Annotated in this window: 25 protein-coding genes, 1 rRNA gene and 1 pseudogene; 14 read left to right on the top strand and 13 right to left on the bottom strand. The window is 62.2% G+C overall.

Annotated elements, in window-relative coordinates; translation table 11 throughout:
* Positions 1 to 263 precede the first annotated feature (263 nt).
* Positions 264 to 1,786, bottom strand: a 16S ribosomal RNA gene (locus tag AS9A_RS02865).
* A 586-nt stretch (positions 1,787 to 2,372) separates the two neighbouring features.
* On the opposite strand from AS9A_RS02865, the gene AS9A_RS02860 reads away from it, so the two are divergent.
* The 3 genes from AS9A_RS02860 to AS9A_RS02850 all read left to right on the top strand — a co-directional run bounded on the left by AS9A_RS02860 (position 2,373) and on the right by AS9A_RS02850 (position 4,946).
* Positions 2,373 to 3,065, top strand: coding sequence for a TetR/AcrR family transcriptional regulator (locus AS9A_RS02860; protein WP_013805392.1), 693 nt, complete (start codon positions 2,373 to 2,375; stop codon positions 3,063 to 3,065).
* A gap of 145 nt (positions 3,066 to 3,210) precedes the next feature.
* Positions 3,211 to 4,491: an acyl-CoA dehydrogenase family protein gene (locus AS9A_RS02855; protein ID WP_013805391.1), complete on the top strand. Its 1,281-nt coding sequence runs from the start codon at positions 3,211 to 3,213 to the stop codon at positions 4,489 to 4,491.
* Entirely contained in the window at positions 4,488 to 4,946 is a 459-nt protein-coding gene (locus tag AS9A_RS02850) for a PaaI family thioesterase (RefSeq protein WP_013805390.1), read from the top strand. The genes AS9A_RS02855 and AS9A_RS02850 overlap by 4 nt, the downstream gene beginning before the upstream one ends.
* 7 nt (positions 4,947 to 4,953) lie before the next feature.
* Here the strand turns inward: AS9A_RS02850 and AS9A_RS02845 are convergent, their stop codons facing one another.
* From AS9A_RS02845 to gvpJ, 8 genes are read right to left on the bottom strand one after another with little or no spacing between them, the layout of a single operon-like run.
* The gene (locus AS9A_RS02845; RefSeq protein WP_013805389.1) at positions 4,954 to 5,268 is read right to left on the bottom strand and encodes a gas vesicle protein K; all 315 of its coding nucleotides are present in this window, start codon (positions 5,266 to 5,268) and stop codon (positions 4,954 to 4,956) included.
* A complete protein-coding gene (locus AS9A_RS02840; protein ID WP_013805388.1) occupies positions 5,255 to 5,485 on the bottom strand; it encodes a gas vesicle protein in 231 nt (76 codons plus the stop codon). The genes AS9A_RS02845 and AS9A_RS02840 overlap by 14 nt, the downstream gene beginning before the upstream one ends.
* A complete protein-coding gene (locus AS9A_RS02835; protein WP_041450812.1) occupies positions 5,482 to 6,324 on the bottom strand; it encodes a GvpL/GvpF family gas vesicle protein in 843 nt (280 codons plus the stop codon). Before AS9A_RS02835 ends, AS9A_RS02840 begins: the two co-directional genes overlap by 4 nt.
* Positions 6,317 to 6,688 (bottom strand): gas vesicle protein, encoded by a 372-nt coding sequence (locus tag AS9A_RS02830; protein ID WP_013805386.1) that lies wholly within the window; start codon positions 6,686 to 6,688, stop codon positions 6,317 to 6,319. The genes AS9A_RS02835 and AS9A_RS02830 overlap by 8 nt, the downstream gene beginning before the upstream one ends.
* On the bottom strand, positions 6,685 to 6,981 hold the full coding sequence (gene gvpO / locus AS9A_RS02825) for a gas vesicle protein GvpO (protein WP_049793636.1): 297 nt from the start codon (positions 6,979 to 6,981) through the stop codon (positions 6,685 to 6,687). Before gvpO ends, AS9A_RS02830 begins: the two co-directional genes overlap by 4 nt.
* On the bottom strand, positions 6,971 to 7,246 hold the full coding sequence (locus AS9A_RS02820; protein WP_013805384.1) for a gas vesicle protein GvpG: 276 nt from the start codon (positions 7,244 to 7,246) through the stop codon (positions 6,971 to 6,973). The genes gvpO and AS9A_RS02820 overlap by 11 nt, the downstream gene beginning before the upstream one ends.
* Positions 7,247 to 7,249: 3 nt before the next feature.
* Entirely contained in the window at positions 7,250 to 8,062 is an 813-nt protein-coding gene (locus AS9A_RS02815; protein ID WP_237707869.1) for a GvpL/GvpF family gas vesicle protein, read from the bottom strand.
* Positions 8,062 to 8,502, bottom strand: coding sequence for a gas vesicle protein GvpJ (gvpJ, locus tag AS9A_RS02810; protein WP_013805382.1), 441 nt, complete (start codon positions 8,500 to 8,502; stop codon positions 8,062 to 8,064). Before gvpJ ends, AS9A_RS02815 begins: the two co-directional genes overlap by 1 nt.
* A gap of 231 nt (positions 8,503 to 8,733) precedes the next feature.
* Between gvpJ and AS9A_RS02805 the strand changes: the two genes are divergently transcribed.
* Genes AS9A_RS02805 through AS9A_RS02795 form a run of 3 tightly spaced genes read left to right on the top strand, consistent with a single transcriptional unit; the run spans position 8,734 to position 11,466 of the window.
* Complete coding sequence (locus tag AS9A_RS02805; RefSeq protein ID WP_237707868.1) at positions 8,734 to 10,152, top strand: Na/Pi symporter; 1,419 nt, start codon at positions 8,734 to 8,736, stop codon at positions 10,150 to 10,152.
* An 11-nt stretch (positions 10,153 to 10,163) separates the two neighbouring features.
* Complete coding sequence (locus AS9A_RS02800) at positions 10,164 to 10,478, top strand: hypothetical protein (RefSeq protein ID WP_013805380.1); 315 nt, start codon at positions 10,164 to 10,166, stop codon at positions 10,476 to 10,478.
* Positions 10,471 to 11,466: a PstS family phosphate ABC transporter substrate-binding protein gene (locus AS9A_RS02795; RefSeq protein ID WP_013805379.1), complete on the top strand. Its 996-nt coding sequence runs from the start codon at positions 10,471 to 10,473 to the stop codon at positions 11,464 to 11,466. The genes AS9A_RS02800 and AS9A_RS02795 overlap by 8 nt, the downstream gene beginning before the upstream one ends.
* A gap of 69 nt (positions 11,467 to 11,535) precedes the next feature.
* On the opposite strand, the gene groL is transcribed toward AS9A_RS02795, so the two are convergent.
* Positions 11,536 to 13,161: a chaperonin GroEL gene (groL, locus tag AS9A_RS02790; RefSeq protein ID WP_013805378.1), complete on the bottom strand. Its 1,626-nt coding sequence runs from the start codon at positions 13,159 to 13,161 to the stop codon at positions 11,536 to 11,538.
* A 250-nt stretch (positions 13,162 to 13,411) separates the two neighbouring features.
* Here groL and AS9A_RS24920 point away from each other — a divergent pair.
* Positions 13,412 to 14,327 (top strand): annotated as a pseudogene (locus tag AS9A_RS24920) (pseudouridine synthase).
* Here AS9A_RS24920 and AS9A_RS02780 read toward each other — a convergent pair.
* Positions 14,314 to 15,096, bottom strand: a complete 783-nt coding sequence (locus AS9A_RS02780) for an HAD-IIA family hydrolase (protein ID WP_013805375.1) — start codon at positions 15,094 to 15,096, stop codon at positions 14,314 to 14,316. The pseudogene AS9A_RS24920 and the gene AS9A_RS02780 overlap by 14 nt on opposite strands.
* A gap of 51 nt (positions 15,097 to 15,147) precedes the next feature.
* Positions 15,148 to 15,702 carry a TetR/AcrR family transcriptional regulator gene (locus AS9A_RS02775; RefSeq protein ID WP_013805374.1) on the bottom strand — a complete coding sequence of 185 codons (555 nt, stop codon included), beginning with the start codon at positions 15,700 to 15,702 and terminating at the stop codon, positions 15,148 to 15,150.
* Between the two features lie 86 nt (positions 15,703 to 15,788).
* Here AS9A_RS02775 and AS9A_RS02770 point away from each other — a divergent pair, with 86 nt between their 5' ends.
* Positions 15,789 to 16,733, top strand: a complete 945-nt coding sequence (locus tag AS9A_RS02770) for an NAD-dependent epimerase/dehydratase family protein (protein ID WP_013805373.1) — start codon at positions 15,789 to 15,791, stop codon at positions 16,731 to 16,733.
* A 30-nt stretch (positions 16,734 to 16,763) separates the two neighbouring features.
* Here the strand turns inward: AS9A_RS02770 and AS9A_RS02765 are convergent, their stop codons facing one another.
* The gene (locus AS9A_RS02765) at positions 16,764 to 17,282 is read right to left on the bottom strand and encodes a PadR family transcriptional regulator (RefSeq protein ID WP_013805372.1); all 519 of its coding nucleotides are present in this window, start codon (positions 17,280 to 17,282) and stop codon (positions 16,764 to 16,766) included.
* Between the two features lie 90 nt (positions 17,283 to 17,372).
* Between AS9A_RS02765 and AS9A_RS02760 the strand changes: the two genes are divergently transcribed.
* The 6 genes from AS9A_RS02760 (at position 17,373) to AS9A_RS02735 (ending at position 24,664) form a co-directional block, all read left to right on the top strand.
* Positions 17,373 to 17,900 (top strand): DUF1707 SHOCT-like domain-containing protein, encoded by a 528-nt coding sequence (locus tag AS9A_RS02760; protein WP_013805371.1) that lies wholly within the window; start codon positions 17,373 to 17,375, stop codon positions 17,898 to 17,900.
* Complete coding sequence (gene moeA, locus AS9A_RS02755; RefSeq protein ID WP_041450811.1) at positions 17,842 to 19,044, top strand: molybdopterin molybdotransferase MoeA; 1,203 nt, start codon at positions 17,842 to 17,844, stop codon at positions 19,042 to 19,044. Before AS9A_RS02760 ends, moeA begins: the two co-directional genes overlap by 59 nt.
* 108 nt (positions 19,045 to 19,152) lie before the next feature.
* Positions 19,153 to 19,866, top strand: a complete 714-nt coding sequence (locus AS9A_RS02750; protein WP_041450810.1) for a phosphatidylserine decarboxylase — start codon at positions 19,153 to 19,155, stop codon at positions 19,864 to 19,866.
* Between the two features lie 40 nt (positions 19,867 to 19,906).
* Positions 19,907 to 20,809 carry a CDP-alcohol phosphatidyltransferase family protein gene (locus AS9A_RS02745; protein ID WP_013805368.1) on the top strand — a complete coding sequence of 301 codons (903 nt, stop codon included), beginning with the start codon at positions 19,907 to 19,909 and terminating at the stop codon, positions 20,807 to 20,809.
* A 178-nt stretch (positions 20,810 to 20,987) separates the two neighbouring features.
* A complete protein-coding gene (locus AS9A_RS02740) occupies positions 20,988 to 23,225 on the top strand; it encodes an AAA family ATPase (RefSeq protein ID WP_049793828.1) in 2,238 nt (745 codons plus the stop codon).
* A gap of 26 nt (positions 23,226 to 23,251) precedes the next feature.
* Entirely contained in the window at positions 23,252 to 24,664 is a 1,413-nt protein-coding gene (locus AS9A_RS02735; protein ID WP_013805366.1) for a hypothetical protein, read from the top strand.
* Positions 24,665 to 24,698 lie beyond the last annotated feature (34 nt).

Below are 24,698 nucleotides of genomic sequence, written 5' to 3'. Positions count from 1 at the left end.
AGCCACAGACCCCACACACAGTGTGAACATCCACTCCAGCCAGCGATCCCAGCGACGCCCCTGAACACACCACACCCACACAAACCCCTCCCACAACAGGAGAGACCAGGCGTGCTGCCTCAGAACCCCAACAGTGTTCCAGCACCCCGCACACAGCGGAGAAATTGTTTGATGATGTCCACCCGGCACGGCCCACAGCCCGTGACACGAACGGTCACGCAAGCCAGGCCGCAATAATAATCTCTAAGAGCAAAGCTCCTTAGAAAGGAGGTGATCCAGCCGCACCTTCCGGTACGGCTACCTTGTTACGACTTCGTCCCAATCGCCGATCCCACCTTCGACCACTCCCTCCCACAAAGGGGTTGGGCCATGGGCTTCGGGTGTTACCGACTTTCATGACGTGACGGGCGGTGTGTACAAGGCCCGGGAACGTATTCACCGCAGCGTTGCTGATCTGCGATTACTAGCGACTCCGACTTCACGGGGCCGAGTTGCAGACCCCGATCCGAACTGAGACCGGCTTTAAGGGATTCGCTCCACCTCACGGCATCGCAGCCCTCTGTACCAGCCATTGTAGCATGTGTGAAGCCCTGGACATAAGGGGCATGATGACTTGACGTCATCCCCACCTTCCTCCGAGTTGACCCCGGCAGTCTCTCACGAGTCCCCACCATTACGTGCTGGCAACATGAGACAAGGGTTGCGCTCGTTGCGGGACTTAACCCAACATCTCACGACACGAGCTGACGACAGCCATGCACCACCTGCACACCAGCCACAAGGGAACGCCCATCTCTGGACGCGTCTAGTGCATGTCAAACCCAGGTAAGGTTCTTCGCGTTGCATCGAATTAATCCACATGCTCCGCCGCTTGTGCGGGCCCCCGTCAATTCCTTTGAGTTTTAGCCTTGCGGCCGTACTCCCCAGGCGGGGTACTTAATGCGTTAGCTACGGCACGGATCCCGTGGAAGGAACCCACACCTAGTACCCACCGTTTACGGCGTGGACTACCAGGGTATCTAATCCTGTTCGCTCCCCACGCTTTCGCTCCTCAGCGTCAGTTACTGCCCAGAGACCCGCCTTCGCCACCGGTGTTCCTCCTGATATCTGCGCATTTCACCGCTACACCAGGAATTCCAGTCTCCCCTGCAGTACTCCAGCCTGCCCGTATCGCCTGCACGCCCACTGTTAAGCAGTAGGTTTTCACAGACAACGCGACAAACCACCTACGAGCTCTTTACGCCCAGTAATTCCGGACAACGCTCGCACCCTACGTATTACCGCGGCTGCTGGCACGTAGTTGGCCGGTGCTTCTTCTGCGCCTACCGTCACTCTCGCTTCGTCGGCGCTGAAAGAGGTTTACAACCCGAAGGCCGTCATCCCCCACGCGGCGTCGCTGCATCAGGCTTGCGCCCATTGTGCAATATTCCCCACTGCTGCCTCCCGTAGGAGTCTGGGCCGTGTCTCAGTCCCAGTGTGGCCGGTCGCCCTCTCAGGCCGGCTACCCGTCACCGCCTTGGTAGGCCATTACCCCACCAACAAGCTGATAGGCCGCGGGCCCACCTCACACCGCTACATAACGCTTTCCACCCACCCCCATGCAGGAGCAGGTCCTATCCGGTATTAGACCCAGTTTCCCAGGCTTATCCCAGAGTGCAAGACAGATCACCCACGTGTTACTCACCCGTTCGCCACTCGTGTACCCCGAAAGGCCTTACCGTTCGACTTGCATGTGTTAAGCACGCCGCCAGCGTTCGTCCTGAGCCAGGATCAAACTCTCCGTTAAAAACCAAACACACCCCAACACCCCAAAAAAAGGCACCAGGACACGATCAGAAAAACAGAGCCAAAAACTGGCAAAAAAAAACAAAAACAGACACCCAACCCCGACTAGGGATCTGAATCAGGCATCCAAACAACAGCACCAAAGGACTGTCATCAATCCCGGCACCATCAAACAAAAACCAAAACACTGTTGAGTTCTCAAACAACACACCCCAAGACCCAAACCAAACAGTCCAGACCCCCTCAGGGCACGATCGTCCATCTTAGCAGCGCTGATTCGCTCCCGCAAGCTCCGTGAAGGACCTTGTTTGAGTGAGTCGGTTTGCTTTGAGGGACTGCCCTCGGCTGGGAAAGTTTCTCTCCGCATCCGCTGGCTCCAAGAAAGTTACACACATGCAAACGGAAAAACAAATGCGCTGGTAGGGGGCTTGCCTGCCTCACGTTCGGGTACCACCTTCACGGCGCGGCTGGCGCGCGCTGCGCGCGCACCCCTTGCAGTTTCGTTCCCGTGAGCAAAGCCGAGGGCAGGTGTGGAAACCCGCTCTCGCCCTAGAATGTCTTCACGCAGGCACATCGGAGAGGTGTAAATGGCTGCCCCGGACGATTCACCCAAAGGACCAGAGCGAAGGGTTTGGGCTGGCACCACACTGGAGGAACGACGGGCCGAGCGCAGGCGGAATCTGGTGGACACCGCGCTCTCTCTGATTGGAGGCGAGGGCTGCACAGCGGTCACGGTCCGGTCTGTCTGCCGCAAAGCCGGCCTGACGGACCGATACTTCTACGAGAACTTCGATGGTCGCGACGATCTTGTCGTTACAACCTTCAACGAAGTGGTCGGAGAAGCTCTCGCTCTTCTTCGCGACTCCATCTCCCGCCTGCCCGATGATTCGCTGGAAACGCGTGCGCGCACGATCGTCAATGCTTTCCTTTCATTCGCCATCGATGATCCCCGCAAGGGCAGGCTTCTACTCGTAGAGCCACTCGCTGAGAAAGCACTGACCGGCGTCGGTGTCACGTTCGGTCCCATAATCACTAAGTTGATGCGCGCGCAGTTTCCCGCCGGACCCGATCGACCGAGCCGCACCTCCCGCGCGATGACCGCCCTTGGACTCACCGGATCTCTCGGTGCCCTCTTCTCTGCGTGGCTCGGCGGCACATTGCACGTCACCCGCGACGAACTCACCGATCACTGCGTCATCCTCATCCTCAATTCCTACGCACCGCGACGCCCGGCTTCTCCACTCCTGATTGACGGTCCTATACGATCACCAATAGATTGATGACAGCCGTCCTCACTTCAATGGGGGGCTCGATGGTGCCTCGGACCCTGCACTTCTTATTAGGACTTTTGACGGACAGGGACCTGGGCTTATCGGTGACGTCGCGCATTCACCCAGTGAACGCGCCGATTCAACGGAGAATCACATGATTGAGTGGTCCGAAACCGATCTCATGATGCGCGATGCGATCCGCGAGTTCATCAACAAAGAGGTCCGCCCGCACATCGACGAACTCGAGCACGGCGACATGCCGCCGTACGACCTGCTGCGAAAGCTCTTCACGTCGTTCGGCATCGACGTGATGGCTCGTGAAACCGTGACAAAGATGCTCGACAAACAGCGGGCACGAGAGGCGGCTGTCGCAGCGGGCGAAGCCCCACCCGCCAAGGACGCCACCAAGAAGTCCGGCGAACGGCGAACTTCGGGCGGCTTTGGCGGAGGACAAGAATCGCTCGGCGCGATTCTGTGCAGCGAGCTTTGCGGCGTAAGCATGGGGATGTTCGCCGCCATGGGCGTCAGCCTTGGTTTGGGAGCCGCAACTATCCAGGCACGGGGCACACTCGCGCAGAAGGAACGCTGGCTCCCCCCACTCGTCACCATGGAGAAGGTAGCCGCCTGGGCTCTCACCGAGCCCGATTCTGGTTCCGATGCGTTCGGTGGCATGAAAACCAGCGTCAAACGCGACGGCGACGACTACCTGCTCAACGGCCAGAAAACCTTCATCACGAACGGACCCTATGCAGACACCGTGATCGTCTACGCGAAGCTAGACGAGAAAGACGGCACACCGCCGCGCGACCGCAAGGTACTGACATTCGTGCTCGACAAAGGTATGGAGGGTTTCACCCAATCCCGGCCAATGCGCAAAATGGGTCTCCACTCCTCCCCCACCGGTGAACTGTTCTTCGACAACGTCCGCCTCGGCCGCGACCGCCTTCTCGGCGAAACCGAGGACCACGAAGGCGGAGACGGCCGCCAAAGCGCCAAAGAAGGCTTCGTCGTAGAGCGGATGGGCGTAGCTGCAATGGCCCTCGGCGTCATCAATGAGTGTCGGCGCCTGTGCATCGAGTATGCGAAGGACAGAAAACTTTGGGGCACACCTATAGCCGATCTGCAGCTGATTCAGCTCAAACTCGCGAAGATGGAGGTGGCGCGCGTCAACGTCCAGAACATGGTGTTCCAGGGCATCGAAATGGGACGCGCAGGCAAGATGCCCTCCTTGGCGGAAGCATCGGCGATGAAGTGGTACGCCTCTGAAGCTGCCACTGAGGTGGCTATGGACGCCGTACAACTCTTCGGTGGCAACGGATACATGTCGGAGTACCGAGTCGAACAGCTTGCGCGCGACGCTAAGTCGCTGATGATCTACGCGGGCAGCAACGAAGTCCAGATCACCCACGTCGCGAAGGGATTGCTAGGAAAATGAGTGACGAACCTCCCTACCTCATGATGGCCAACGCCGGGATCGAGCACATGCTGCCGCCAGCGCACCGCATGGGCGTCAAGATTGTCGAGCTCGAGAAAGGCCGTGTCGTCGGTGAGGTACCCGTGGACGGCAACACGAACCATATCGGGACCGTTTACGCGGGAGTGCTGTTCACCGTCGCTGAGGTGCTCGGCGGTGCAATCTGTTTGCCGACATTCGACAGCGCGAAGTTCTACCCCATCGTGAAGGATGTGCAAATCCGTTTTCGTCGTCCGGCCACCACGACGATTCGTGCGACAGCCGTGCTCCCATCTGACATCGTGGAGGCAGTTGCTGAAGCGGCGGAAGCGAATGGCAAAGCAGACTTCGAACTAGAGGCCGAACTCGCCGACACTAGTGGGCAGGTAGTCGCTTCCACCCACGGGATCTATCAGTTGCGCAAGCACGGAACGTAAGCGGACCTCAGTCTGGCCCCAGCAGTGGCCCCAGCGGCCCGAGGTCGATGTTGAGGTCTGCGGGGGTCAGATCGAAGTGCTCTAGCAGTTCTTGCATTTTCTCGTCGAGCAGCATAAGTGTCTGGCCGATGTTTTCGATCTGGTCCTCGCTGAGATCACCCACTTCGACTCTTCGCAATGCTTGTCTCTCCATAAGCTGACGCAACAACTCCACGATAGTGAGCACAAGACTAGCGAGGCCCCGTTCAACGGATTCAGGGCTCGCGTCGATCCGGCGAGTCAGTTCGTGCTCGTTTCCCCCCGGCCCCTCATCCACTGGCACCGTCGTCCTCCCACCTGAGGGCTGGTTCAAGCGCGCTGACGGACGAGATCAGCGTGCGCAGGGAAATCCGGACAAGGTCTACGTCTGCGATCGATAGCGTGATATCTCCTGTGATCACGACACCACCCGCTAATACGCGGTCGAGAAGGTCGACCAACGCGATCCGGCGTTCCGGCTCGTCAGCGGAGGGCGACAAGTGCGCAGGGGTCGCCGTCATCGACTCTGCTCCCCACCGCCACGTGTCGTCGGAACAGTCGCCTGCGCAGCCGCTGTAAACGAATAAGGAGGCCACGGCCCGGTGAGCACGAGCCGCAGCGCTGGACTCGTGGCTTGCATTTCCTCCACCGCGGCGAGGAAATCGCCTGTCCGGGCTTGGTCAACGAGGTACGTACCGTTCAACAGCACGGGTTCAGCTGTTCCCGTGAGTTGCTGGCTCGGAGGGGGTTGCCGCCGTGCGCCCACCGCATACTTACAGAGTTCTTGATGTACGGCGTTCACGGCCTCGGCTGCGGCGCGTTCCGCTTCTTGCCGGGCAGTGAGCTGGGTGCGGCGCCGCTGGAGGTACGCCGCGCCTGCACCGCGCTGGACGGTGCCAGAAGACCGCTTCGCTTGTCCCGTCGAACCTGCCGTGGTTCCCGATGTATCGTCCGCTCGGCGCAAATGCGCGCGGAGGCCCCACTCTGAGCGGCCTTCGATGAGCCGGAGTGCTTTGGAAAACTCCGCTGACCGCTCCTTTAGTATCGCGCGTACACGATCGTCATCAAGGCACACCGTCGCTAGCCGCAAGGGAACAGCGGATACGTCCTTCGTCACTGCTGCTATGACGGCGTCGTGGGCCCTCGCGACCTTCTCCAGCCAGCTCAGGTTCTCCAGGTTGTGATGCAACGCTTCCTCACCGAACTCTGTGAGCGGCACTGCCTCGACCACTGCTACGAGGCCCGCCGCTTCGACGGCGCGCGGCTCCCCTCCACCCACGCCTTCGAGACCATTCAGATGCTCCAACTCGAGGCCTCCAGGAGTGACGGCGTACATCCAGAGTCCCGTGGGCTCACCCATCACGCTTCTTTTTCTTTTCGCGCACCGGGCGCGTGCTCGATGTCTTCTGCTCCAGCTCGGCAAGCCTCGTACGGAGTTCTTCGTTTTGCTCCTCAAGCTCAGCCATTCTGCTGCGCCCTGTGAGCCATGGGTCGTGCTCCCACCAGTCGATGCCGACTTCTTTGGCAGTTTCGAGTGAGGCCACAACTAGCCGTAGCTTGATCGTAAGCAGCTCGATGTCCAGCAAGTTGACCTGAATATCACCGGCAATGACCAGTCCTTTATCCAGGACGCGTTCGAGGATGTCCGCGAGGTTCGCGGAGGAGCCCCCGCCTGAGCGATAGCTTGTGGGGAGCTGATTTCCCCCACCTTGCGCGATTGTCATTGCGCCTCATCTCCCCGGCCACGCGGGTAACGCCTGGTCCGCCGCCACGAGAGGAGATTCCCCTCCTGGTCGATCTGAATCTCGTAGAGAGACAAGATGTCGGCTGAGGATGGAACCCTATGATCTTCGACGACTTCCACCTCCACTTCCCAGCCCTCGTCGGCTGGTGCCAGCGAGGTAACTCCCTGCGGTTCCTTACCGGTCAGTTCCGCTAGGAGCCGGGCGGCCACCTGCGCAGCCTCCATCGGTGCTAGCGTGCCCTCTTTGCTGGTGTCGCTACTCTCACTCGCCATTTTCCTGTGCACCGCCTTCTGCCTTGCCAGGTGGTTCCCCTCGCGGCTTACTCATCCGGTCGAGGATTTGTTGCTGGCCCTCGGTCTCCTCCGCTGCAGAGATTTCTCCTGCTTCGCGTTGTCCCGCGAGAGTTTCGAGATCACGGCGCACAGCACCTGGCGAATGCATCTCCTGATCGACTTGATCACGGATGACCTCGGCTACCGCCACTACCCCTCGCACGGGCAGCAGCGGAAGGCCGAGGATTCCGGTGATAAGTCCCATCCGTCAGGCCTCCGATGCTTGCGTGACGACGAAGTCGTACGCGGCGATCGGCCCGAACAGGGTGATGTCGACACGGCCGTCCCAGTTCTTGGCGAGCTCACCGACCGCTTGCTCGATGTCTTTCTGCTGGCTGCGGGGCGCGAGCACTGCGATCGCGGCAGCGTCAAGTTCGTTGGTCGCTTCGCGCACGTTCGTCACCGATGCGAAAGGTTCGAGCATCTGTGCCACTAACTGTGTGTCTGCTTGGCGTTTCGCTTCAATCGCCTGGTTTACTACCTCGCCGAGCGCTATGCGCGCGTCTCGGGTGACATCTTCCAGTTGCCCGGCGATCTGATCTCGCAACTTCCCGGCGTCGGGGTTTTCCGCCAGCACTTCACGCAGCACGGCCTCTTCGATGTAGCGGCCCTTCACGAGAAACTCAGCCTGCCCGTCCAACGCCTTCAGGGCAGACAAGAATTGATCCTCGTTGGGGCCAATCAACTCGTCTTTCACCGCCTGCTCGTCTGTGACGACAGCGCCGAACTTGAAAGGCAACACCGACGCCTTTGCCGCTACCTGATCCACGATACGCGCGTGGGCCATCAAGTCTTCAGGCTTCCCGAGGGGATGATCAGGGGAGAGTTCGCTCACGAGGGCGGCTAGCTTCCCGCGCCGGACCTGTCTGACAGCCTGCTCACCGCCGCCAACCACTGGCCCCGCCTCTGGCAGTGATTCGGCTCCCTCATTCCCGTCGCTCGCCAGGACAATTCCGTAAACGTAAATGGCGGTACCTTCCGGCCCTGATGATTCAACGGCGGTACTGGTTTGTTCAGTCATCACGCCTTCGCCTTCCTCGATCGCCCTTTCGTCTCTACCTTTTCCTTCTCGTCCTCTTTCTCGGCTTCTTTCTCATCGCCGTTGCCGAGAAGATCTCCAACCTTTTCACCAGCCGCTTCCAGCATTCCCTTGGTCTTGGACTTCGCACCGCCTGAAGTGATGCTCTCAGTCAGATCGCTCAGATCCTTCGGTTCCTCGGTCCCTAGTTCGAGACGATTGACTGCCTCGGCGAATCGCAAGTAAGTGTCAACACTCGCGACCACGATCCGCGCGTCGATGGTCAACAGCTCGATCCCTACAAGGGAGACGCGCACGAACGCGTCGATGACGAGTCCTTTGTCAAGAATGGTGTCAACGACATCAGCGAGGCTCGAGGAATTCGGTCTGGCGACGGTCCCGGCGCCAGAGTTCTGCTGCGCTGGCTGAATTGCAGTTGTCATAGTCAAAATCCTTTGCTCTAGTAGTCGGGCCCAGTGCCCGCAAAGCTTGGACCACAGGTCCACGGGACGCACCGTCTGGCGCGTATATGCCGCTACCCACCTGGAGTACTGGTGAAATCCGGCCCACCGTCTTGTGCGGCGATTGATAGGGAGTACCCCGCGTTGGCATAGCAAACCGCGAATTGCAGAAAGAAAAGAAGAAATTTCGACACTCTGTTCTGATTGTCTGAAATGCGTACATCACCAGCCGATAGGCACACCCTGGATGCCAGGTGGCTACGCCGACCTACGGGCAATCTCGTGCTGTACGTCAACCGTTCACCTCTGCGTTACCTTCCCGTGGGATTCCGCACGGCTTCCGATGGTCCGCTTGTGGCGTTGTCCGACCATAAGCACATCCGGATTGGAGCACAGATGTCCAACCTGCCAGCGGGGGGCGCGTCTGCGACCGTTGACATTGAGGCTCCCCGCCCGCCGTCACTCCTACGCGGTCCACTGGATTTTCTGCCGCTCAGCGGCCAGGCGCAGAAGTACGCCAACTGGCTCGGCGTCGTCGCTGGCGTCTACGTACTGATCACCGCAGTGAGTCTGATCGGGGCAGGCTTCAAGGCAGCCACGGGCGATCAGGCTGGCCAGCTGTTCCAGTTCGCGTCCAATCCCTTTATCGCCCTGATGATCGGCGTACTGGCAACCGCAGCCACCCAATCCTCCTCGACCACCACCTCGATAACTGTCGGTCTGGTCGCCGGCGGCCTGCCCCTGGAAATCGCGATTCCGGTACTGATGGGCGCCAATATCGGTACAACACTGACGAACACACTGGTCAGCCTGGGCATGGTGCGCGACAAAGAAGGCTTCAAACGCGCTTTCGCCGCGGCCACCATCCACGACTTCTTCAACCTGATTGCGGTGGCGATCTTTCTGCCGCTCGAGTTGATGTTCGGTATCCTTGCACGGTCTTCCGCCTGGCTGGCAGGCCAGACCTCCGGGACCGACGGTGGTATTTTCGCGACAGTCTTCGGCGGTCTCGGCGAGTTCGTCAAAGCGGTAACCACACCCGGCGCAGATGCCGTGAAGTGGGCTGCTGGCCCGCTCCCCGACCCGTGGTACGGCATTTCGCTGATCTTCATCGGCATCGCCCTGATCCTGTTTGTCATCAGCTTCATCGGAAAGCTGCTGAAGGTCCTGATGGTGGGCAAAGCCGCTGATGTACTGCATACCGCCATCGGCCGCGGTCCTCTCACCGGCATCACGTCTGGGGCGGTGGTAACGGTGATGGTGCAGTCCTCCTCAACGACCACCAGCCTGGCAGTACCCTTGGCCGGCTCTGGACAGTTCTCACTACGCCAGATCTATCCCTTCACAATCGGCGCGAACATCGGCACAACGGTGACCGCACTCATTGCTGCTTTCGGGTTCACCGGGATCGAGGCCTCCCTCGCACTACAAGCCGCGTACGTGCACCTGCTGTTCAACCTTTTCGCGACAGTGCTGATCTTCGGACTTCCATTCCTGCGCGTCCTTCCGCTGCGGGGCGCAAGCTGGCTCGCTGGAATGGCCACAGAGAACAAGCTCTACGCGGCCGCCTGGGTGCTCGGCGTATTTGTCGCGATACCACTCGCCCTCATCGCCCTCACCGTCCTCTTCTGACCGGAGAAACAATGACTGACAACCAGGAATTCACCAGCGGGCGCAGCGGGGCAGATCTTGACCGTGAGCTCGAGCAACTACTCGAAGAGGCGGAAGCGACCGTCGTCCGGCTGCGCCGTGAACTCCACAGCCGTCGTGAGTTCGCGGCTCAGCATGCAGAGATCGACAAGCTCGACGAGCACATGGCGCACGCACGGGTCCAATGGAGCGAGGTGCGCGCATTCTTCGAAGACGTCCTGAGCCAGTTGCTCTCCCGAGAGTCCGCCAGCCAGGCACGCTCGACCGGGATCACGGCACCGCACGAAGGAGGAAGCGACCGTGCGTAACCTTCTCGCTCGGCGGGCGCTTCCTGCGGCTTCCGTGGCAGCGCTCACAATACTTGTCACACCGGGATGTAGCAGCTCAGAGGCAGCGGCACCGATTGAGGTGTCCGGATCGTCGACGGTCGCTCCGATTACTGAAGCGATTGCGCGAGACGGCCGCTTCGACGTCGAGGTCACCGCGGAAGGCACAACCGACGGGTTTGACCGTTTCTGCAGCGGCGAAACTCCGATCAACAACGCTTCCGAAGCGATCCCCGGCCCTGGGCAGCGGACGGACTATGTTGCGATGTGCGCCGAGAACGGTGTCGAGTACATCGAGCTTCCGATCGGTCTCGATGCGCTCAGCTTAGTGCGCAACGAGGCGAACGACTTCGCTGACGACCTGACGATGGACGAGTTGAAGCGCATTTGGTCACCAGATTCCGAAATCACGAGCTGGAGGGATATTCGCCCTGACTGGCCCGCACAGCCGATCAGCCTGTACGGGCGCCCTGACGGTTCGGGAACGTTCGACTATTTCACGCACTTCGCTGTGGGTGAAGCTGGCTCAATTAGAAGTGACTACCGTGCTACGGACGACATGACGGAACTCGCGCGCTGGATCGCCGAAGATGAAAACAGTCTCGGATTCATGGGCGCCGGGAACTACCTGGCCGCGGACGAGGAGTACCGCGACCGCATCGCGAACGTGGCAGTTGATGGCGTCTCACCGAGCCGCACCAATGCCCAGGACGGGACGTATCAGCCACTTACTCGCCCGCTCTTCATCTACGTATCGGCAGCAGCCTTCGAGGATGCCGCCGTCACCGAATTCGTGGACCATTACCTAAGAACGGTACGTGGGATGCTGCCGCGAGTGTTCTTCTACGCACTCCCGACGGACGCATACCCCCTGGTCCAGCAGCGGTTCGAAGACCGGATCACGGGAACGATGTTCGGTGGGGACCCATTCGCGGAGCGCCCAATCCTGCAAGCGCTGCAGGGCAGCTGAATGTAGGCGTACAACACAAAAGGCCCGGTGCATCCCAAAGATGCACCGGGCCTTTCTAGTCCGGCTGGATCAGAAGTCCATGCCGCCCATGCCGCCAGTCGGATCGCCAGCCGGAGCCGCGTTCTTCTCTGGCTTGTCAGCGACAACAGCCTCGGTGGTGAGGAACAGCGCCGCGATCGATGCTGCGTTCTGCAGCGCCGAGCGGGTGACCTTCACCGGGTCATTGATGCCGGCAGCGAGGAGGTCCTCGTACTCGCCCGAGTCAGCGTTCAGACCGTGACCGGTGGGGAGGTTGCGAACCTTCTCCGCGACAACGCCAGGCTCCAGGCCCGCGTTGAAGGCGATCTGCTTCAGCGGAGCTTCGAGCGCCACGCGAACGATGTTCGCGCCAGTTGCCTGGTCGCCCTCGAGCTGCAGGTCGTCGAGAGCAGGCGATGCCTGCAGAAGTGCGACGCCACCACCGGCGACGATGCCTTCCTCGACAGCTGCCTTCGCGTTGCGGACTGCGTCCTCAATGCGGTGCTTGCGCTCCTTGAGCTCAACCTCGGTAGCTGCGCCAGCCTTGATGACTGCGACGCCACCGGCGAGCTTCGCGAGGCGCTCCTGCAGCTTCTCGCGGTCGTAGTCGGAGTCCGACTTCTCGATCTCGGCACGGATCTGGTTGACGCGGCCCTCGATCTGAGCAGCATCGCCAGCGCCCTCGACGATGGTCGTCTCATCCTTGGTGATGACAACCTTGCGGGCGCGGCCGAGCATCTCGAGACCAGCGGTCTCGAGGGAGAGTCCGACCTCTTCGCTGATGACCTGGCCGCCGGTGAGGATGGCCATGTCCTGCAGCATTGCCTTGCGGCGGTCACCGAAGCCAGGTGCCTTGATGGCCACCGACTTGAAGGTGCCGCGGATCTTGTTCACGACGAGGGTCGACAGCGCTTCGCCCTCGACGTCCTCAGCGATGATCGCGAGCGGCTTGCCCGACTGAATGACCTTCTCGAGCAGCGGAAGGAGATCCTTGACCGTCGAGATCTTGGACGAGACCAGGAGGACGTAGGCGTCCTCGAGGACCGCTTCCTGACGCTCAGGGTCGGTCACGAAGTAACCCGAGACGAAGCCCTTGTCGAAGCGCATACCCTCGGTGAGCTCAAGCTGCAGCCCAAAGGTCTGAGCCTCTTCGACAGTGATGACGCCTTCCTTGCCGACCTTGTCCATCGCCTCTGCGATGAGCTGGCCGATCTGCGGGTCACCTGCGGAGATACCGGCGGTAGCAGCGATCTGCTCCTTGGTCTCGATCTCCTTGGCAGTCTCGAGGAGACGTGCAACGATCGTCTCGACTGCCTTCTCGATGCCGCGCTTCAGCGCCATTGGGTTAGCGCCAGCAGCGACGTTGCGCAGGCCCTCGCGGACCAGTGCCTGTGCCAGAACCGTGGCTGTCGTCGTGCCGTCACCGGCGACGTCATCAGTCTTCTTGGCAACTTCCTTGACGAGCTCAGCGCCGATCTTCTCGTACGGATCGTCGAGCTCGATTTCCTTAGCGATTGAGACGCCATCGTTGGTGATGGTAGGGGCGCCCCACTTCTTTTCCAGAACGACGTTGCGACCCTTGGGTCCCAGCGTCACCTTTACTGCGTCGGCGAGAGCGTTGAGCCCCCGCTCGAGGCCACGGCGTGCCTCTTCGTCGAACGCGATGATCTTGGCCATTGCGTAGTGATCCTCCAGGTATGAGGCTGACACACAGAGCGATTGTTTGACAGATCGCTCCAGCTGCGCGGTTGGCCAGGCGCGGTGCCCGCGACGGACGGCTGGGGGTGTCAGCCCCGGCCTCACCGTCCCGACCTAGCACTCTCATGTCTTGAGTGCCAGATCCATGTTTAGCACTCGAAGAATGCGAGTGCAAGATGGTGTGGCGACTCGTCGTCTCCGCGCTGAGCGAACACAAAGAGGAGGCACCATGCCCCATCGATCCCCCACACGGCAGTCACCCCTGCCGCCGCGCGACGGGATCGACGCCGCGTGGATCCGTTTTCCTGATTTCGCGCCATGGAAGACTGTGGGAGAGGCGATCAACGCCAGATACCCAGCGCATCGGGAGCGGTTCGCGGAACGGCTCGCGCAGGGTGACGTCGTGGACCAGAGCGGGGCCCCCGTACATGAGGGCTCATTCCTGCGCCGCGGAATGACCCTGTTCTACTACCGGGACCTTCCCGTTGAGGATCCAGTCCCGTTTGATATCACTGTCCTCTACCAGGACAACAACATCGTGGTCGCCGACAAGCCTCACTTTCTCGCAACCATGCCGCGAGGCCGGCACGTCACGGAAACTGCGACCGTGCGGCTCCGCCGACTGCTCAGGCTGCCGGAGCTGACTCCAGCCCATCGACTGGACCGGCTGACAGCGGGGCTCCTTACTCTTCACCGTTCACGCAGAGGTCCGCAGCGCGTATCAGCAGTTGTTCGCACGGCGCGACGTCACCAAGGGATACCTCGCTATCGCCTCCTACAACGCGGATCTGGAATTGCCACTGACGCGCTCCAGCCGAATCGTCAAACCGCAAGGCGCACAGCAGGCGCGCGAAGTGCCAGGGCCCGTGAATGCGATTAGCCGGGTGGAACTCGATGAGCACGACCGCGTATGGGCGCGTTATCGGCTTCGTCCGGTTACCGGCCGCACGCACCAGCTTCGCGTCCACATGAGCGCGTTAGGGGTTCCGATATACGGCGACAGTCTGTACCCGCAGATCACACCGATCTCGCCGACCGACTACACAGAGCCATTGCGATTGCTGGCACACACAATGTCGTTTACCGACCCCCTTACCCGGCGCAAGCACACGTTCATGAGTGAGCGCACCCTCACCGGCCCGTGAGCGAGGAGAGAAGTTCGGGCAGATCGGCCACCGAGTCGATAATGTGGTCCGGTTCCTCGTCGAGCCCCTCCATGGTCTCGGGCCGGAACTTCCCGGTCCGCACCAGGACGCCAGTCATTCCCGCTGCTTGCCCCGCGAGCACATCGGCGTTGACGTCATCGCCCACCATGACTACCTCTCTGGGCCCGACGCCCATCATCGCTGCGGCTGTCGAGAAGGCGCGCTCCGACGGCTTTCCGATCACGGTGATATCGCGGTGACCGACCGCTTCGAGCCCCGGCAAATACGCGCCCACGTCGATCTTGAGTCCCGCTGACGTTGTCCAGGAGAGAGCGCGGTGCATCGCGATGACGGGCACGCCTTCTACCATCAGTTCAGCAACGCGACTGAGAGCTTCGTGCGTGAACACCGGACCTGCACCACCGAGAATGATCAAGTCGGGAGACTCCTCAGCGAATTCGATGTCCGACATGTCTGCCTGCACCTCCCCACTATTGAGGAGCCAGCAGCGTGCACCTTCATGATGGCGTTTTACGAACTCCGCGGTGAGCTTTGCGGCGGTGACGATCTCTTCAGGCTCCACTGGTATCCCGCACTGCCACAGCCGCATCGCGATATCCGCTTGGGTCAGCGACGTCGTACTCGTGAGAAAACCACTGGCATAACCAGCTTCGACAACCGTGCGCACCGCATCTGCGGCTCGCGCTATTGGTTCCCAAGAGGTCACGAGCACACCGTCAATATCGAACAGCACGCCCTTGATCGCCATGACACGACACTACTGATCTGACCCTCTCATTTCGCCCCCGTCACAAGAAATTCATGCAGGCGCGAACGCGCTGTCCACTACCCGGGTAATTGCGTCTGCCGCGTCCCGCTCCTCAAGGCGCCCTGCCGCGACTTCCTCGACAGCCCCGTGCACAACGTTGTAGTAGACGGCGATCAGCCAGTCTTCGGACAAGTCCGTGCGGAAGACGCCTTCAGAGCGGCCACGGTGCAGCAGCGAACGAACACGTTCAAGTGGCAGTCGGTGAAGTTCGCGCACACGCTCGGCGGGGAGGTGATCCCTGGCCGCAAGCAGCAGGCCGCGCGTCCGCCCAACGATGCGCCAGGTAGCAGCAATCAGTTCAGCCAGCGCTGTACGCGGGTCAACAGCACAACCAAGCTCACTCAGCGTGCGTTCGGAGGCCGCGAGTGCCGACTCGAAGACGGCGTCGATCAGTTCGGCCCGCGTGCAGAAGTGTCCGTAGACAGTGACCCGACCGACTCCGGCGCGGGAAGCGATCGCGCCGATGCTCGCTTCGGGATCCGAAGCGAGCAGTTCGAGAGCTGCGGACACGATCGCCTCGCGGTTACGCCGAGCATCTGCACGCATGATGCTATTCACCTCTAACTCATACAGTGCTGTTTAGGTTACTATGGGCCGAAACTCGTACAACCTTGTTTATCTTAGGAGTCACGGTGGCGGCACGCTCTCCGGCGAAGAATGTCCTAGTATTCGGCGGCTATGGCGCGGTGGGCACTTCGGTAACCCGCCTGCTGCGCGAGCGCGGTCATTCCGTCCGCACCGCGGGGCGTGACGCTAACCGCGCGGACATGGCCCTGGATATCACCGATCCCAGTTCCGCAGCTGCGGCAGCGAAGGGCGCCGATCTCGTCATCAATGCGACGGGTTCGGAGGATCCGGAATTGGCGTCCGCCGTTACCGAACCTGGCGCCGCGTTCGCCGACATCACAGCCACCAGTAGTTACGTCGATGCCCTGTCTGCGAGGCGATTCCAGGCGCCCGTTCTCGTCAGCGTCGGTATCGCTCCTGGCCTCACCAGCCTGCTCGCTGCGCAAATGCATCGGAAATACCCCGGGGCGATCGACATCATCGTCGCGCTTGGCGCCGGCGAGCACCACGGAGCCGCTGCGACGGAGTGGACCGCCCGGCTGGTGGGTTCCAGATTCCCTGACCACGGCGCGCTTGTGCGCAACTTCAGCGCGCCGGTCACCGTCGAGGTGCCCGGATACGGGAAGCGCCGCGTCTATCGCGCGGACTTCTCGGACCAGCACATCCTCAGCCGTGAGTTCAAGACCCCGGTGCGCAGCTACTTCATGCTCGACTCACGACTCGCCACCTTTGCCCTAGCGATGCTCACCCGGCTCCCCTGGGCCCCGAAACTTCCCTCCGCGAAGCCACTGCCCGGAACAACCGACCGCTGGCTGGTGCTTGCGCGCAGCCACCTCGGGGCGATCAGCTACATGTCTGGCCGCGGACAGTCACACGCCACCGCGACAGTGACCGCGAGCGTCGCCGACTTCACCGAGCGCCTCCAGCCAGGGCTTCAGCACTTGCATCACGTGGTAAGCCTCAATGAAATGGCACAGGCGACCGGCTACAAGGTAGCGGAGCGCCCGTGAAAGCGTGTCCCGATTCTTGGGAAGCTGATGTCAGCGGGCGTCCAGGATGCCTGGCACCCGTTCGAACCATTCAAGCACTGCCTTCTCGTAGAGAATTCCGAACTCCAGCGTCGCGCGTCCGTAGGGGGAGCCGACACCCGCGTCCGCTTGCTTCATGTACCCCGCTAAACGTACTTCGTGCTGCTTGCGGTGACGTTCGAGAATTGCCTCGATGTCAGCGCGCTGCAGATGCTCACCGAAGGTCAGGGTCAATAGCATCGGGACACGAATCGTGTCGCTGCCGGGCTCGCGTGTGATCCATTCCCGGAAGGTCGCCTTTCCCTCGTCCGTTATCGAATAGGGCACACGTTCCCTAGCCCCCGCCTCTCCGCGCGAAACGAGGCCGGCTTCGGCCATCGACGAAAGCTCCCGGTACACCTGGCTGCGCGTGACCGTCCAGAAATCGCCGATGCGCTCGTTGGCGATGGCAGCGAGGTCCCACCCTGACAAGGGGCCTTGATGAAGAAAGCCAAGCAGGGCCGCAGCTGTCGAGTTGATATGGCGCGCCACGTTGCTGCCTCCGCTCTTGACATTCCATTGTGCTAGGTCGATTATTACATTAGACCTTCCACAGTGGAATGTTGAGGGCGGGAGGAACCCATGGACATTGCCAACGGCGTGCGCGCTTCGAGCAACGACCGCGAACGTGCCGTCGCAGCACTAAGCAAACATGCGAGCGACGGGCGTTTGACGTTCGAGGAATTCGAGCATCGCGTCGATCACGTCTACCGCGCCGTCACAACTGCCGACATCGAAGCCGTGCTGCAAGACCTGCCGGCGCCGGCGCCTGCCGCAACCCCCGGCGCGCAACCGCGCAGCCGTGCGCCGATCTGGCTCCGCGCCGAATGGGCGACTTGGGCCGGAGTGGGTCTCCTCTGCCTCGGAATTTGGTTGCTGACCTCACTGTTTGCGGGCTCGGTGCTATACCCCTGGCCAATGTGGGTGATCGGACCTTGGGGTGCAGTCCTGATCACCAGGTCCTTCGGCCCTGAACGGCGCGCGTGCGGAAGATCAGCGCATTCGCGCCCTGCTGTGCACCTCGCATACGACTACCGGGAACAATGGCTGCATGCGCTCGGTCACCGATCATCAAGCCGCCATCGCCGCACTCGTCAAGAGCAGGCCTGACACTGAGCTTCAACTTTCCGCCGCCGCAGGGAGGGTGCTAGCGCGCGACGTAGTAGCCACGCGCGCTCTCCCCGGCTTCGACAACTCCGCGATGGACGGCTACGCCGTGCGCGCCGCGGACACCGAGACCGCGAACACCGAGACACCTGTCGTACTCCCGGTGGCTGAAGATATCCCCGCCGGGCGTACTGACGGACCGCCGCTCGAGGCGGGCACAGCCCACCGGATCATGACCGGCGCGGCACTGCCGAACGGAGCCGACGCGGTAGTACCCGTCGAACTCACCGACGGTGGCACCACATCAGTCGCCATTCACCAGGCGCCGCGCTTAGGTCAGCACGTTCGCCGGGCTGGCGAAGACATCTCCGCCGGGGCGGTCGCGCTGCGTCGCGGACAGGTCCTCGGCGCCCCTCACCTGGCATTACTGTCCGCGCTCGGTTACGCCACCGCGCCGGTCATTCCACCAATCAGGACCATCGTCCTCTCGACGGGCAGCGAACTCGTCGCTCCCGGGCAGCCGTTGCGCAGGGGCGAAATCTACGAATCAAACGGCATCATGCTCGCCACCGCGGTACGCGAGGCCGGTGGCGAGGCAGCGCAATTGCGTTTCGTCAGCGACGATCCAGGTGAGTTCTTGCACACTCTTCGCAACCGCGCGCCCGAGGCTGACCTCATCATCACTTCAGGCGGGGTGAGTGCTGGAGCGTACGAGGTCGTCAAGGATTCGCTCGCCCAGCATGGCGTCGAATTCCTCAAAGTAGCGATGCAGCCCGGCATGCCGCAGGGCTGCGGGGTCTTCGAGAACACGCCTATCGTCACATTGCCCGGGAACCCGGTAAGCGCTCTCGTTTCGTTCGAGGTATTCATCCGCCCCGCGCTGCGAAGGGCCATGGGTCTGCCCTCCGTCTCACGTCCGGTCATCAAAGCGGAACTCACTGAACCCGTCCGCTCACCGGCCGGAAAACGTCAGTTCCGCCGAGGCGTCCTGGACCGGGGACGCGGTACCGTCAAGCCGATCGGACCGCCGGCGTCTCACCACCTGCGCTGGCTTGCGTCAGCGAACTGCCTCGTGGACGTCCCCGAAGGGTCCACCGATCTGAACGCTGGAGATGCTGTGACCGTGTGGGACCTTGAATCCGACTGAGTAAGGCATACTCGACGCAACCTATGGGACTGCAGCCGTGCCGTACTCTTTACACGAGAACTCGACGTCTGAACCCCGATACCCCAATTGGAGAGGTGCCGACAGAAAGTGGCCCGAAGACCGACGCCGCCCGGCCAGCAGCCCAGCAATGCCGTGGGGCACGCGCTGTCCCTGGTGCGCTCGCACATTCCTCCCGTCCACCCGGCGGGACTTCCCTTCATCGCCGTACCGCTCGCTGTCGCCGCCCTCGGCCGGAACAGGCGCTGGATCCGCCGGAGCGGCCTCACTGTGGCCGCGGCCAACGCCGCCTTCTTCCGCAACCCCCATCGGGTCCCGCCGAACAGGGCCGATGTCGTCGTGGCGGCAGCTGATGGTGAAGTCACACTCGTTGACAGCGCCACCCCACCGGCCGAGCTGGGACTGGGTACTGCTCCGCTTCCGCGAGTCAGCATCTTCCTTTCGGTGCTGGACGTCCATGTCCAGCGCTGCCCTGTTGCGGGGCACGTGGTCAACGTGGTCCATCAGCCGGGCAGATTCATGTCGGCTGACCTAGACGAAGCGAGCGACGCGAACGAACGAAACAGCATGATCATCCGCACTCCTGACGACCGTCAGATCGTCGTTGTGCAGATCGCGGGTCTTGTTGCCCGGCGGATCATCTGCGACGCGCGGCCCGGTGACGTCCTCACCCTCGGTGAAACGTATGGACTGATCCGGTTCGGTTCGCGTGTCGACACCTTCCTTCCCGCTGGATCACGTGTACTCGTTGAGCGAGGACAGCGGACCATCGGTGCGGAAACGGTGATCGCTGAACTCCCGTGACACACAGGGTGAGTGAGGTCCAGGATGAACTTGGCGTCTGATGAATGAGCACGACCTGCCGGGCGAGCAGGGCCGGCCGATCCGGTCGGCTGGTGTCCGGCTCGTCCCGAGTGCCATCACAGTGCTGGCGATGTGTGCTGGCTTGTCGGCAATCAAGATGGCGCTCGACGGCAGCGTAGGACTCGCGATTGCGCTCATTGGTGCGGCGGCACTACTTGACGGCGTGGACGGACGCATCGCGCGTCTCCTCGACGCGACCACGCGTATCGGCGCCGAACTTGATTCTCTGGCCGACGCAATTTCGTTCGGTGTCGCGCCAGCCATCGTGCTCTACGTAACTTTGCTGACCGGAAACAACTTCGGCTGGGTGGTGGCGCTGATCTTCGCGGTGTCAATCGTTCTCCGGCTCGCGCGGTTCAACACACTTATCGACGACACTGAAGCGCCCGCGTATCACAAGGACTACTTCGTGGGGGTCCCGGCTCCAGCAGGTGGCCTGATCGCACTTGCACCGCTCGCCGCATACGCGCAGTGGGGTGCGGGTTGGTGGTCTTCATTCCCTCTCGTCGTGATCTGGATGGTCATCGCGTCGGCGCTGATTGTCAGCCGCATCCCGACACTCGCGATGAAGCAGGTTTCAGTACCGCCACGCATGGCGGTCGGGCTACTGATTTCCGTCGCGCTGGTGGCGGCCGGACTAGTGACCTACCCTTACATTCTTCTGATCGCGGTGGTCTTCCTGTATCTCGCGCACATCCCGTACGCGGTTCATACGAAACGCTGGGTAGCGGCACGGCCCGAAACCTGGCACATCCCACCCGCGGAACGGCGGGCGCTGCGCCGTTCCAACGCTCAGCGCCGCTCGCTAGCCAGACTCGGTCTCCGCCGATCGAAACCGCGGGGCCGCTCCTCCCGAGTGGCGGGCCGGGGACGGGCACGCTAGGTCTCTCGCAAATCCTCAAAAGAGCGGCACATCCTCACACCTAGTTTCCTTTGAGGATGTATCAAGTACTTTGAAGATCCGATCAGCGTAGACACCGGGGGTCTCGTCTAGGCTCGTGATCGTGAACCACGCCGAGGATGCACAAGTAACCCTGGTCGCGCGGCTCAACACGTCGCACATGGATTCCCGCCGGGGGGTTGTTCGCGTCCATGCTGAGGTCCTGTCCGCGCTGGGCCTGCGCGAATGGGACGCGATTGGGCTCTACGGTACGCGCAGTACCGCCGCAGTCGTCGCGCGCTCGCCCGAAGGAACCGCGCCGCGGGTCGCCTTGCTCGACGACGTGACGCTGTCCAACGCCGGGATCCGCGAAGACGCCACGGTAATCGTCCGCCCGGTAGCTGTGCAGGGCGCACGCCGAATCGTGCTGAGTGGTTCCGCTTTGACCACCACCTCGCTGGAACCAGGCACACTGCGCCAGGCGCTCCTCGGCAAGGTTCTGGCTGTGGGTGACACAGTGTCACTGCTCCCCCGCGACCTCGGACCCGGTACCAGCACTTCCACGGCGACACAGGCCCTGCGCCTCTCGGTCGGCATCACGTGGACCTCGGAACTTCTGACTGTCGTCAGCACAGACCCCGGCGGCGCAGTTAGTGTCCAGCCGAACTCAGCCCTGTCCTGGGACAAGACCACTCCGGGCCAGCATCCAGGTGCGAGGTTTTCCAGCACGTTCGAATCCTCGAACGCAGCCGCGCGGCAGTCATCTACTGCCGAACCGGGCACGATCACGATCTACCATCCTGAGCAGCGCGACACAGGAACGCGCACAAAGTTGCAGCCGGAGCCGCCCAAAAGCGATGAGGGAATCTCCGTTGGTGACTTAGTTGGCATGACCGAACAGGTCACCATGCTCACAGACTGGCTGAGTCTCGCGCTCGACGAGCCCGAACTGCTGGCTTCGCTTGGAGCGTCACCGCGGCTCGGAGTTCTCGTCACCGGCCCCGCGGGAGTCGGCAAAGCGACTTTCGCCAGAGCAGTATGTGCGAAGCGCGCGTTGGTCGAACTCGATGGGCCCGGCACCGGCGCGCTCGAAGCCGGCAGCCGTGCGGAAACCGTGTCGCAGGCTATTGAGTCAGCGCGGGGCGGTGGCGTGCTCCTGATCACGGAAATTGACGCGCTGCTGCCCTCAGACCCGGAACCTGTGTCGAGCCTGATTCTCAGTCGGCTCCGCCGCGCCATTAGCGACGAAGGCGTCGTCCTGATCGCGACAACCGCGCATCCCGATGGTGTTGACAGGAGGATTCGGGGCCAAGACCTCTGCGACCGGGAAATCACCGTTGCCCTGCCCGGCAGTTCGACGCGAAGAGCGCTCCTCGATCACCTGCTGCGCGACGTGCCCACTGCTGAACTCGACCTGGAGGCCGTGTCGCTGCGCACGCCCGGTTTCGTCGCGGCAGACTTGATGGCTTTGCGCCGGGAAGCTGCACTTCGAGCGGCCTCCCGCGCCAGTAAAGATGGCACCGAAGGGGTGATCGAACAGCGCGATCTTCTCGGTGCGCTCGAGGTGATCCGTCCGCTGTCCCGCTCTGGCACTGAAGAACTGTCGATCGGAAGCCTGACACTTGACGACGTCGGGGACATGGTCGAAACCAAACAAGCCCTGACCGAAACCGTGCTGTGGCCACTACGGCACCCAGACACGTTTAAGCGACTCGGTGTGGACCCACCGCGCGGTGTCCTTCTTTACGGACCGCCAGGGTGCGGCAAGACGTTTGTCGTCCGCGCGCTCGCCAGCTCCGGTCAGCTCAGTGTGCACTCGGTCAAGGGCTCCGAGCTCATGGACAAGTGGGTCGGAGCGTCCGAGAAAGCGGTGCGTGATCTCTTCCAGCGAGCCCGCAATACCGCACCCTCACTCATCTTCCTCGACGAGATCGACGCATTGGTCCCGCGGCGGGGTCAAAGCACCGATTCGGGCGTCGGGGACAAGGTAGTGGCCGCGCTGCTGACCGAACTCGATGGAGCGGAGCCGTTGCGCGACGTCGTCGTACTGGGAGCGACCAACCGGCCCGAACTCATCGATCCGGCGGTGCTTCGGCCAGGCCGGCTCGAGCGGCTCGTCTTCGTCCCGCCGCCGGACAGCGATGCCCGGGCGGCGATACTGCGCGCGGCCGGTGGTTCCATTCCACTTGCCGACGATGTAGACCTCGATGAGCTGGCCGAGAAACTTGACGGCTACTCGGCGGCCGATTGTGCTGCACTTTTGCGCGAAGCCGCGCTCGCGGCAATGCGACGGTCAATGGATGCGACCGACGTCACCGCGGACGACGTCGCCACCGCGAGCAAGGCAGTGCGGCCCTCGCTTGATCCTGATCAGGTCGCGAGCATCAAAGCGTTCGCAGATCGCCGGTCCGCTGAGTGAGATGGCAGCAGGTACGTTAGGCGCTGATGACCGCCACTGACTTCCGCTCGGACCACACTCTGCTCCCCATCGCAGCGCTCGCGACTTTCCTGATCCCCGCTGCCGCGGTACTGCTTCTCGCGGGCGCAATTCCAGTGACGGTGACGACTCCCGCGTACAGCGAAGGAATCACGGCACTGGCGTATGGAGAGCCCCTGACAGCAGGCGCTGGCATCATGGCCGCCGTGATCGCAGCGGCACTGGCTGGACGCAGCCATCGCACCTGGCTGATCTCACTTTTCGGACTGCTCGTGCCAATGGTGCTGCTGGCCTTCTTCGGCAGCTCTGGCTACTTCGGTGCAGTTACGGTGAGCTCATACCTGCTTCTCCGGTGCGTCTTAGTGATCGGCGCGGGTGTGGCGCTGGGCGCGGCATTCTCTCGCGCGTGGACGCACGCGTCAGCGATACCCGCCGTCGCCGCTGTGAGCGGACTCGGGGTCTCGATGCTGCTCGTTGAGGTGATTGCCCGCCCCGGCTCGGGCATCATCCCTGGCGCCTATCTCCTTGGATCGACTGGTGGTGCCACCTTCTTCACATGGGTGATACTCACCGGAGCGATAGCGGTCGCTACTGTCGCCATGATCGTGGATGCGCCGCCGCCAGCGAGTCTCTCCCGCGCGCGAATGCCGCGCTCCGTGCCGGGGCTCGTGTTCATCGCTGCAGCGCTCACATCACTGCAGGTGCTTGGCGTCGACGTGCTCGCACGTACCGCTCTTTTCTGGCCGCCGCTTGGACGCTTCACCGCCGCGGCAGCGGTGATCGGTCTACTGTTCGTTGCGACATGGATCGCCGCGATGTGGCTTGGACTGCAGGACAGCCCGTGGTCTGGCGCGCTTATCCTCGTCACGTCCGCGTTCGCTGCAGCTGCCCTGCCGGTCGTGTCTGAGGCCCCTCGCATAGGTGCCCAATGGATGCTGTTGATACCCGCCGCCCTGTTCACCGCCGCGGTCGCTGCTGGTGTCACCCAACGCCACCGCGGCTATCACGCCGTCAACGGACTCCTGTTTCTCGCGGCGGTCCCCGTAATCGGGCTCATCGCCGGCGGAACCGCGTTCGCTGTACTGCTCCAACTCGCCCTGCTTGCGGTGGGCGGCGGCTTCGCGATCGGTGTGTGTCTGCCAGGTGCGGGGCCCGCTGCCACCGTCCTGACACTCGGCGTTCCCCTCACCGCGCAAACCTACGGCGCTTTGTTCGGTGCCAGCCCCTCCAGCGGAGCGGTCCCCGCCACGCCCCTCTCTGCGAGCGCGGTCGAGGTGCCGCACTCCTGGTGGGCCGTGATACCCGAAGGCTCAGGCTCCATCCTTGCAGTGAGTCTCATCGGGCTGTGCGGTGTGGGTGTTCTCGCTGTGGGTTACAGTGCGTACCGTCTGGCTCGTCGCCGATGGTTAACTTCTCGTTGATCACTAGGCCCTAAGATAAGAACGCATCCCGCCC

The organism is Hoyosella subflava DQS3-9A1 (assembly GCF_000214175.1).
Classification (GTDB): Bacteria; Actinomycetota; Actinomycetes; order Mycobacteriales; family Mycobacteriaceae; genus Hoyosella; species Hoyosella subflava.
The sequence above is the reverse complement of the archived record's forward strand: the minus strand, read 5'-3'. Positions and strand labels throughout refer to the sequence as shown.

Bases quoted from the DNA above. Each gene is read 5' to 3' on its own strand.
- AS9A_RS02805 (WP_237707868.1), top strand. From the start codon at position 8,734: ATGCGTACATCACCAGCCGATAGGCACACCCTGGATGCCAGGTGGCTA.
- AS9A_RS02735 (WP_013805366.1), top strand. From the start codon at position 23,252: ATGACCGCCACTGACTTCCGCTCGGACCACACTCTGCTCCCCATCGCA.
- AS9A_RS02860 (WP_013805392.1), top strand. From the start codon at position 2,373: ATGGCTGCCCCGGACGATTCACCCAAAGGACCAGAGCGAAGGGTTTGG.
- gvpO (WP_049793636.1), bottom strand. From the start codon at position 6,981: ATGGCGAGTGAGAGTAGCGACACCAGCAAAGAGGGCACGCTAGCACCG.
- AS9A_RS02815 (WP_237707869.1), bottom strand. From the start codon at position 8,062: ATGACTGAACAAACCAGTACCGCCGTTGAATCATCAGGGCCGGAAGGT.
- groL (WP_013805378.1), bottom strand. From the start codon at position 13,161: ATGGCCAAGATCATCGCGTTCGACGAAGAGGCACGCCGTGGCCTCGAG.
- AS9A_RS02775 (WP_013805374.1), bottom strand. From the start codon at position 15,702: ATGCGTGCAGATGCTCGGCGTAACCGCGAGGCGATCGTGTCCGCAGCT.
- AS9A_RS02840 (WP_013805388.1), bottom strand. From the start codon at position 5,485: ATGACGGCGACCCCTGCGCACTTGTCGCCCTCCGCTGACGAGCCGGAA.
- AS9A_RS02740 (WP_049793828.1), top strand. From the start codon at position 20,988: ATGGATTCCCGCCGGGGGGTTGTTCGCGTCCATGCTGAGGTCCTGTCC.
- gvpJ (WP_013805382.1), bottom strand. From the start codon at position 8,502: ATGACAACTGCAATTCAGCCAGCGCAGCAGAACTCTGGCGCCGGGACC.
- AS9A_RS02820 (WP_013805384.1), bottom strand. From the start codon at position 7,246: ATGGGACTTATCACCGGAATCCTCGGCCTTCCGCTGCTGCCCGTGCGA.
- AS9A_RS02835 (WP_041450812.1), bottom strand. From the start codon at position 6,324: ATGGGTGAGCCCACGGGACTCTGGATGTACGCCGTCACTCCTGGAGGC.
- AS9A_RS02850 (WP_013805390.1), top strand. From the start codon at position 4,488: ATGAGTGACGAACCTCCCTACCTCATGATGGCCAACGCCGGGATCGAG.
- AS9A_RS02800 (WP_013805380.1), top strand. From the start codon at position 10,164: ATGACTGACAACCAGGAATTCACCAGCGGGCGCAGCGGGGCAGATCTT.
- AS9A_RS02830 (WP_013805386.1), bottom strand. From the start codon at position 6,688: ATGACAATCGCGCAAGGTGGGGGAAATCAGCTCCCCACAAGCTATCGC.
- AS9A_RS02760 (WP_013805371.1), top strand. From the start codon at position 17,373: ATGGACATTGCCAACGGCGTGCGCGCTTCGAGCAACGACCGCGAACGT.
- AS9A_RS02745 (WP_013805368.1), top strand. From the start codon at position 19,907: ATGAATGAGCACGACCTGCCGGGCGAGCAGGGCCGGCCGATCCGGTCG.
- moeA (WP_041450811.1), top strand. From the start codon at position 17,842: ATGCGCTCGGTCACCGATCATCAAGCCGCCATCGCCGCACTCGTCAAG.
- AS9A_RS02855 (WP_013805391.1), top strand. From the start codon at position 3,211: ATGATTGAGTGGTCCGAAACCGATCTCATGATGCGCGATGCGATCCGC.
- AS9A_RS02780 (WP_013805375.1), bottom strand. From the start codon at position 15,096: ATGGCGATCAAGGGCGTGCTGTTCGATATTGACGGTGTGCTCGTGACC.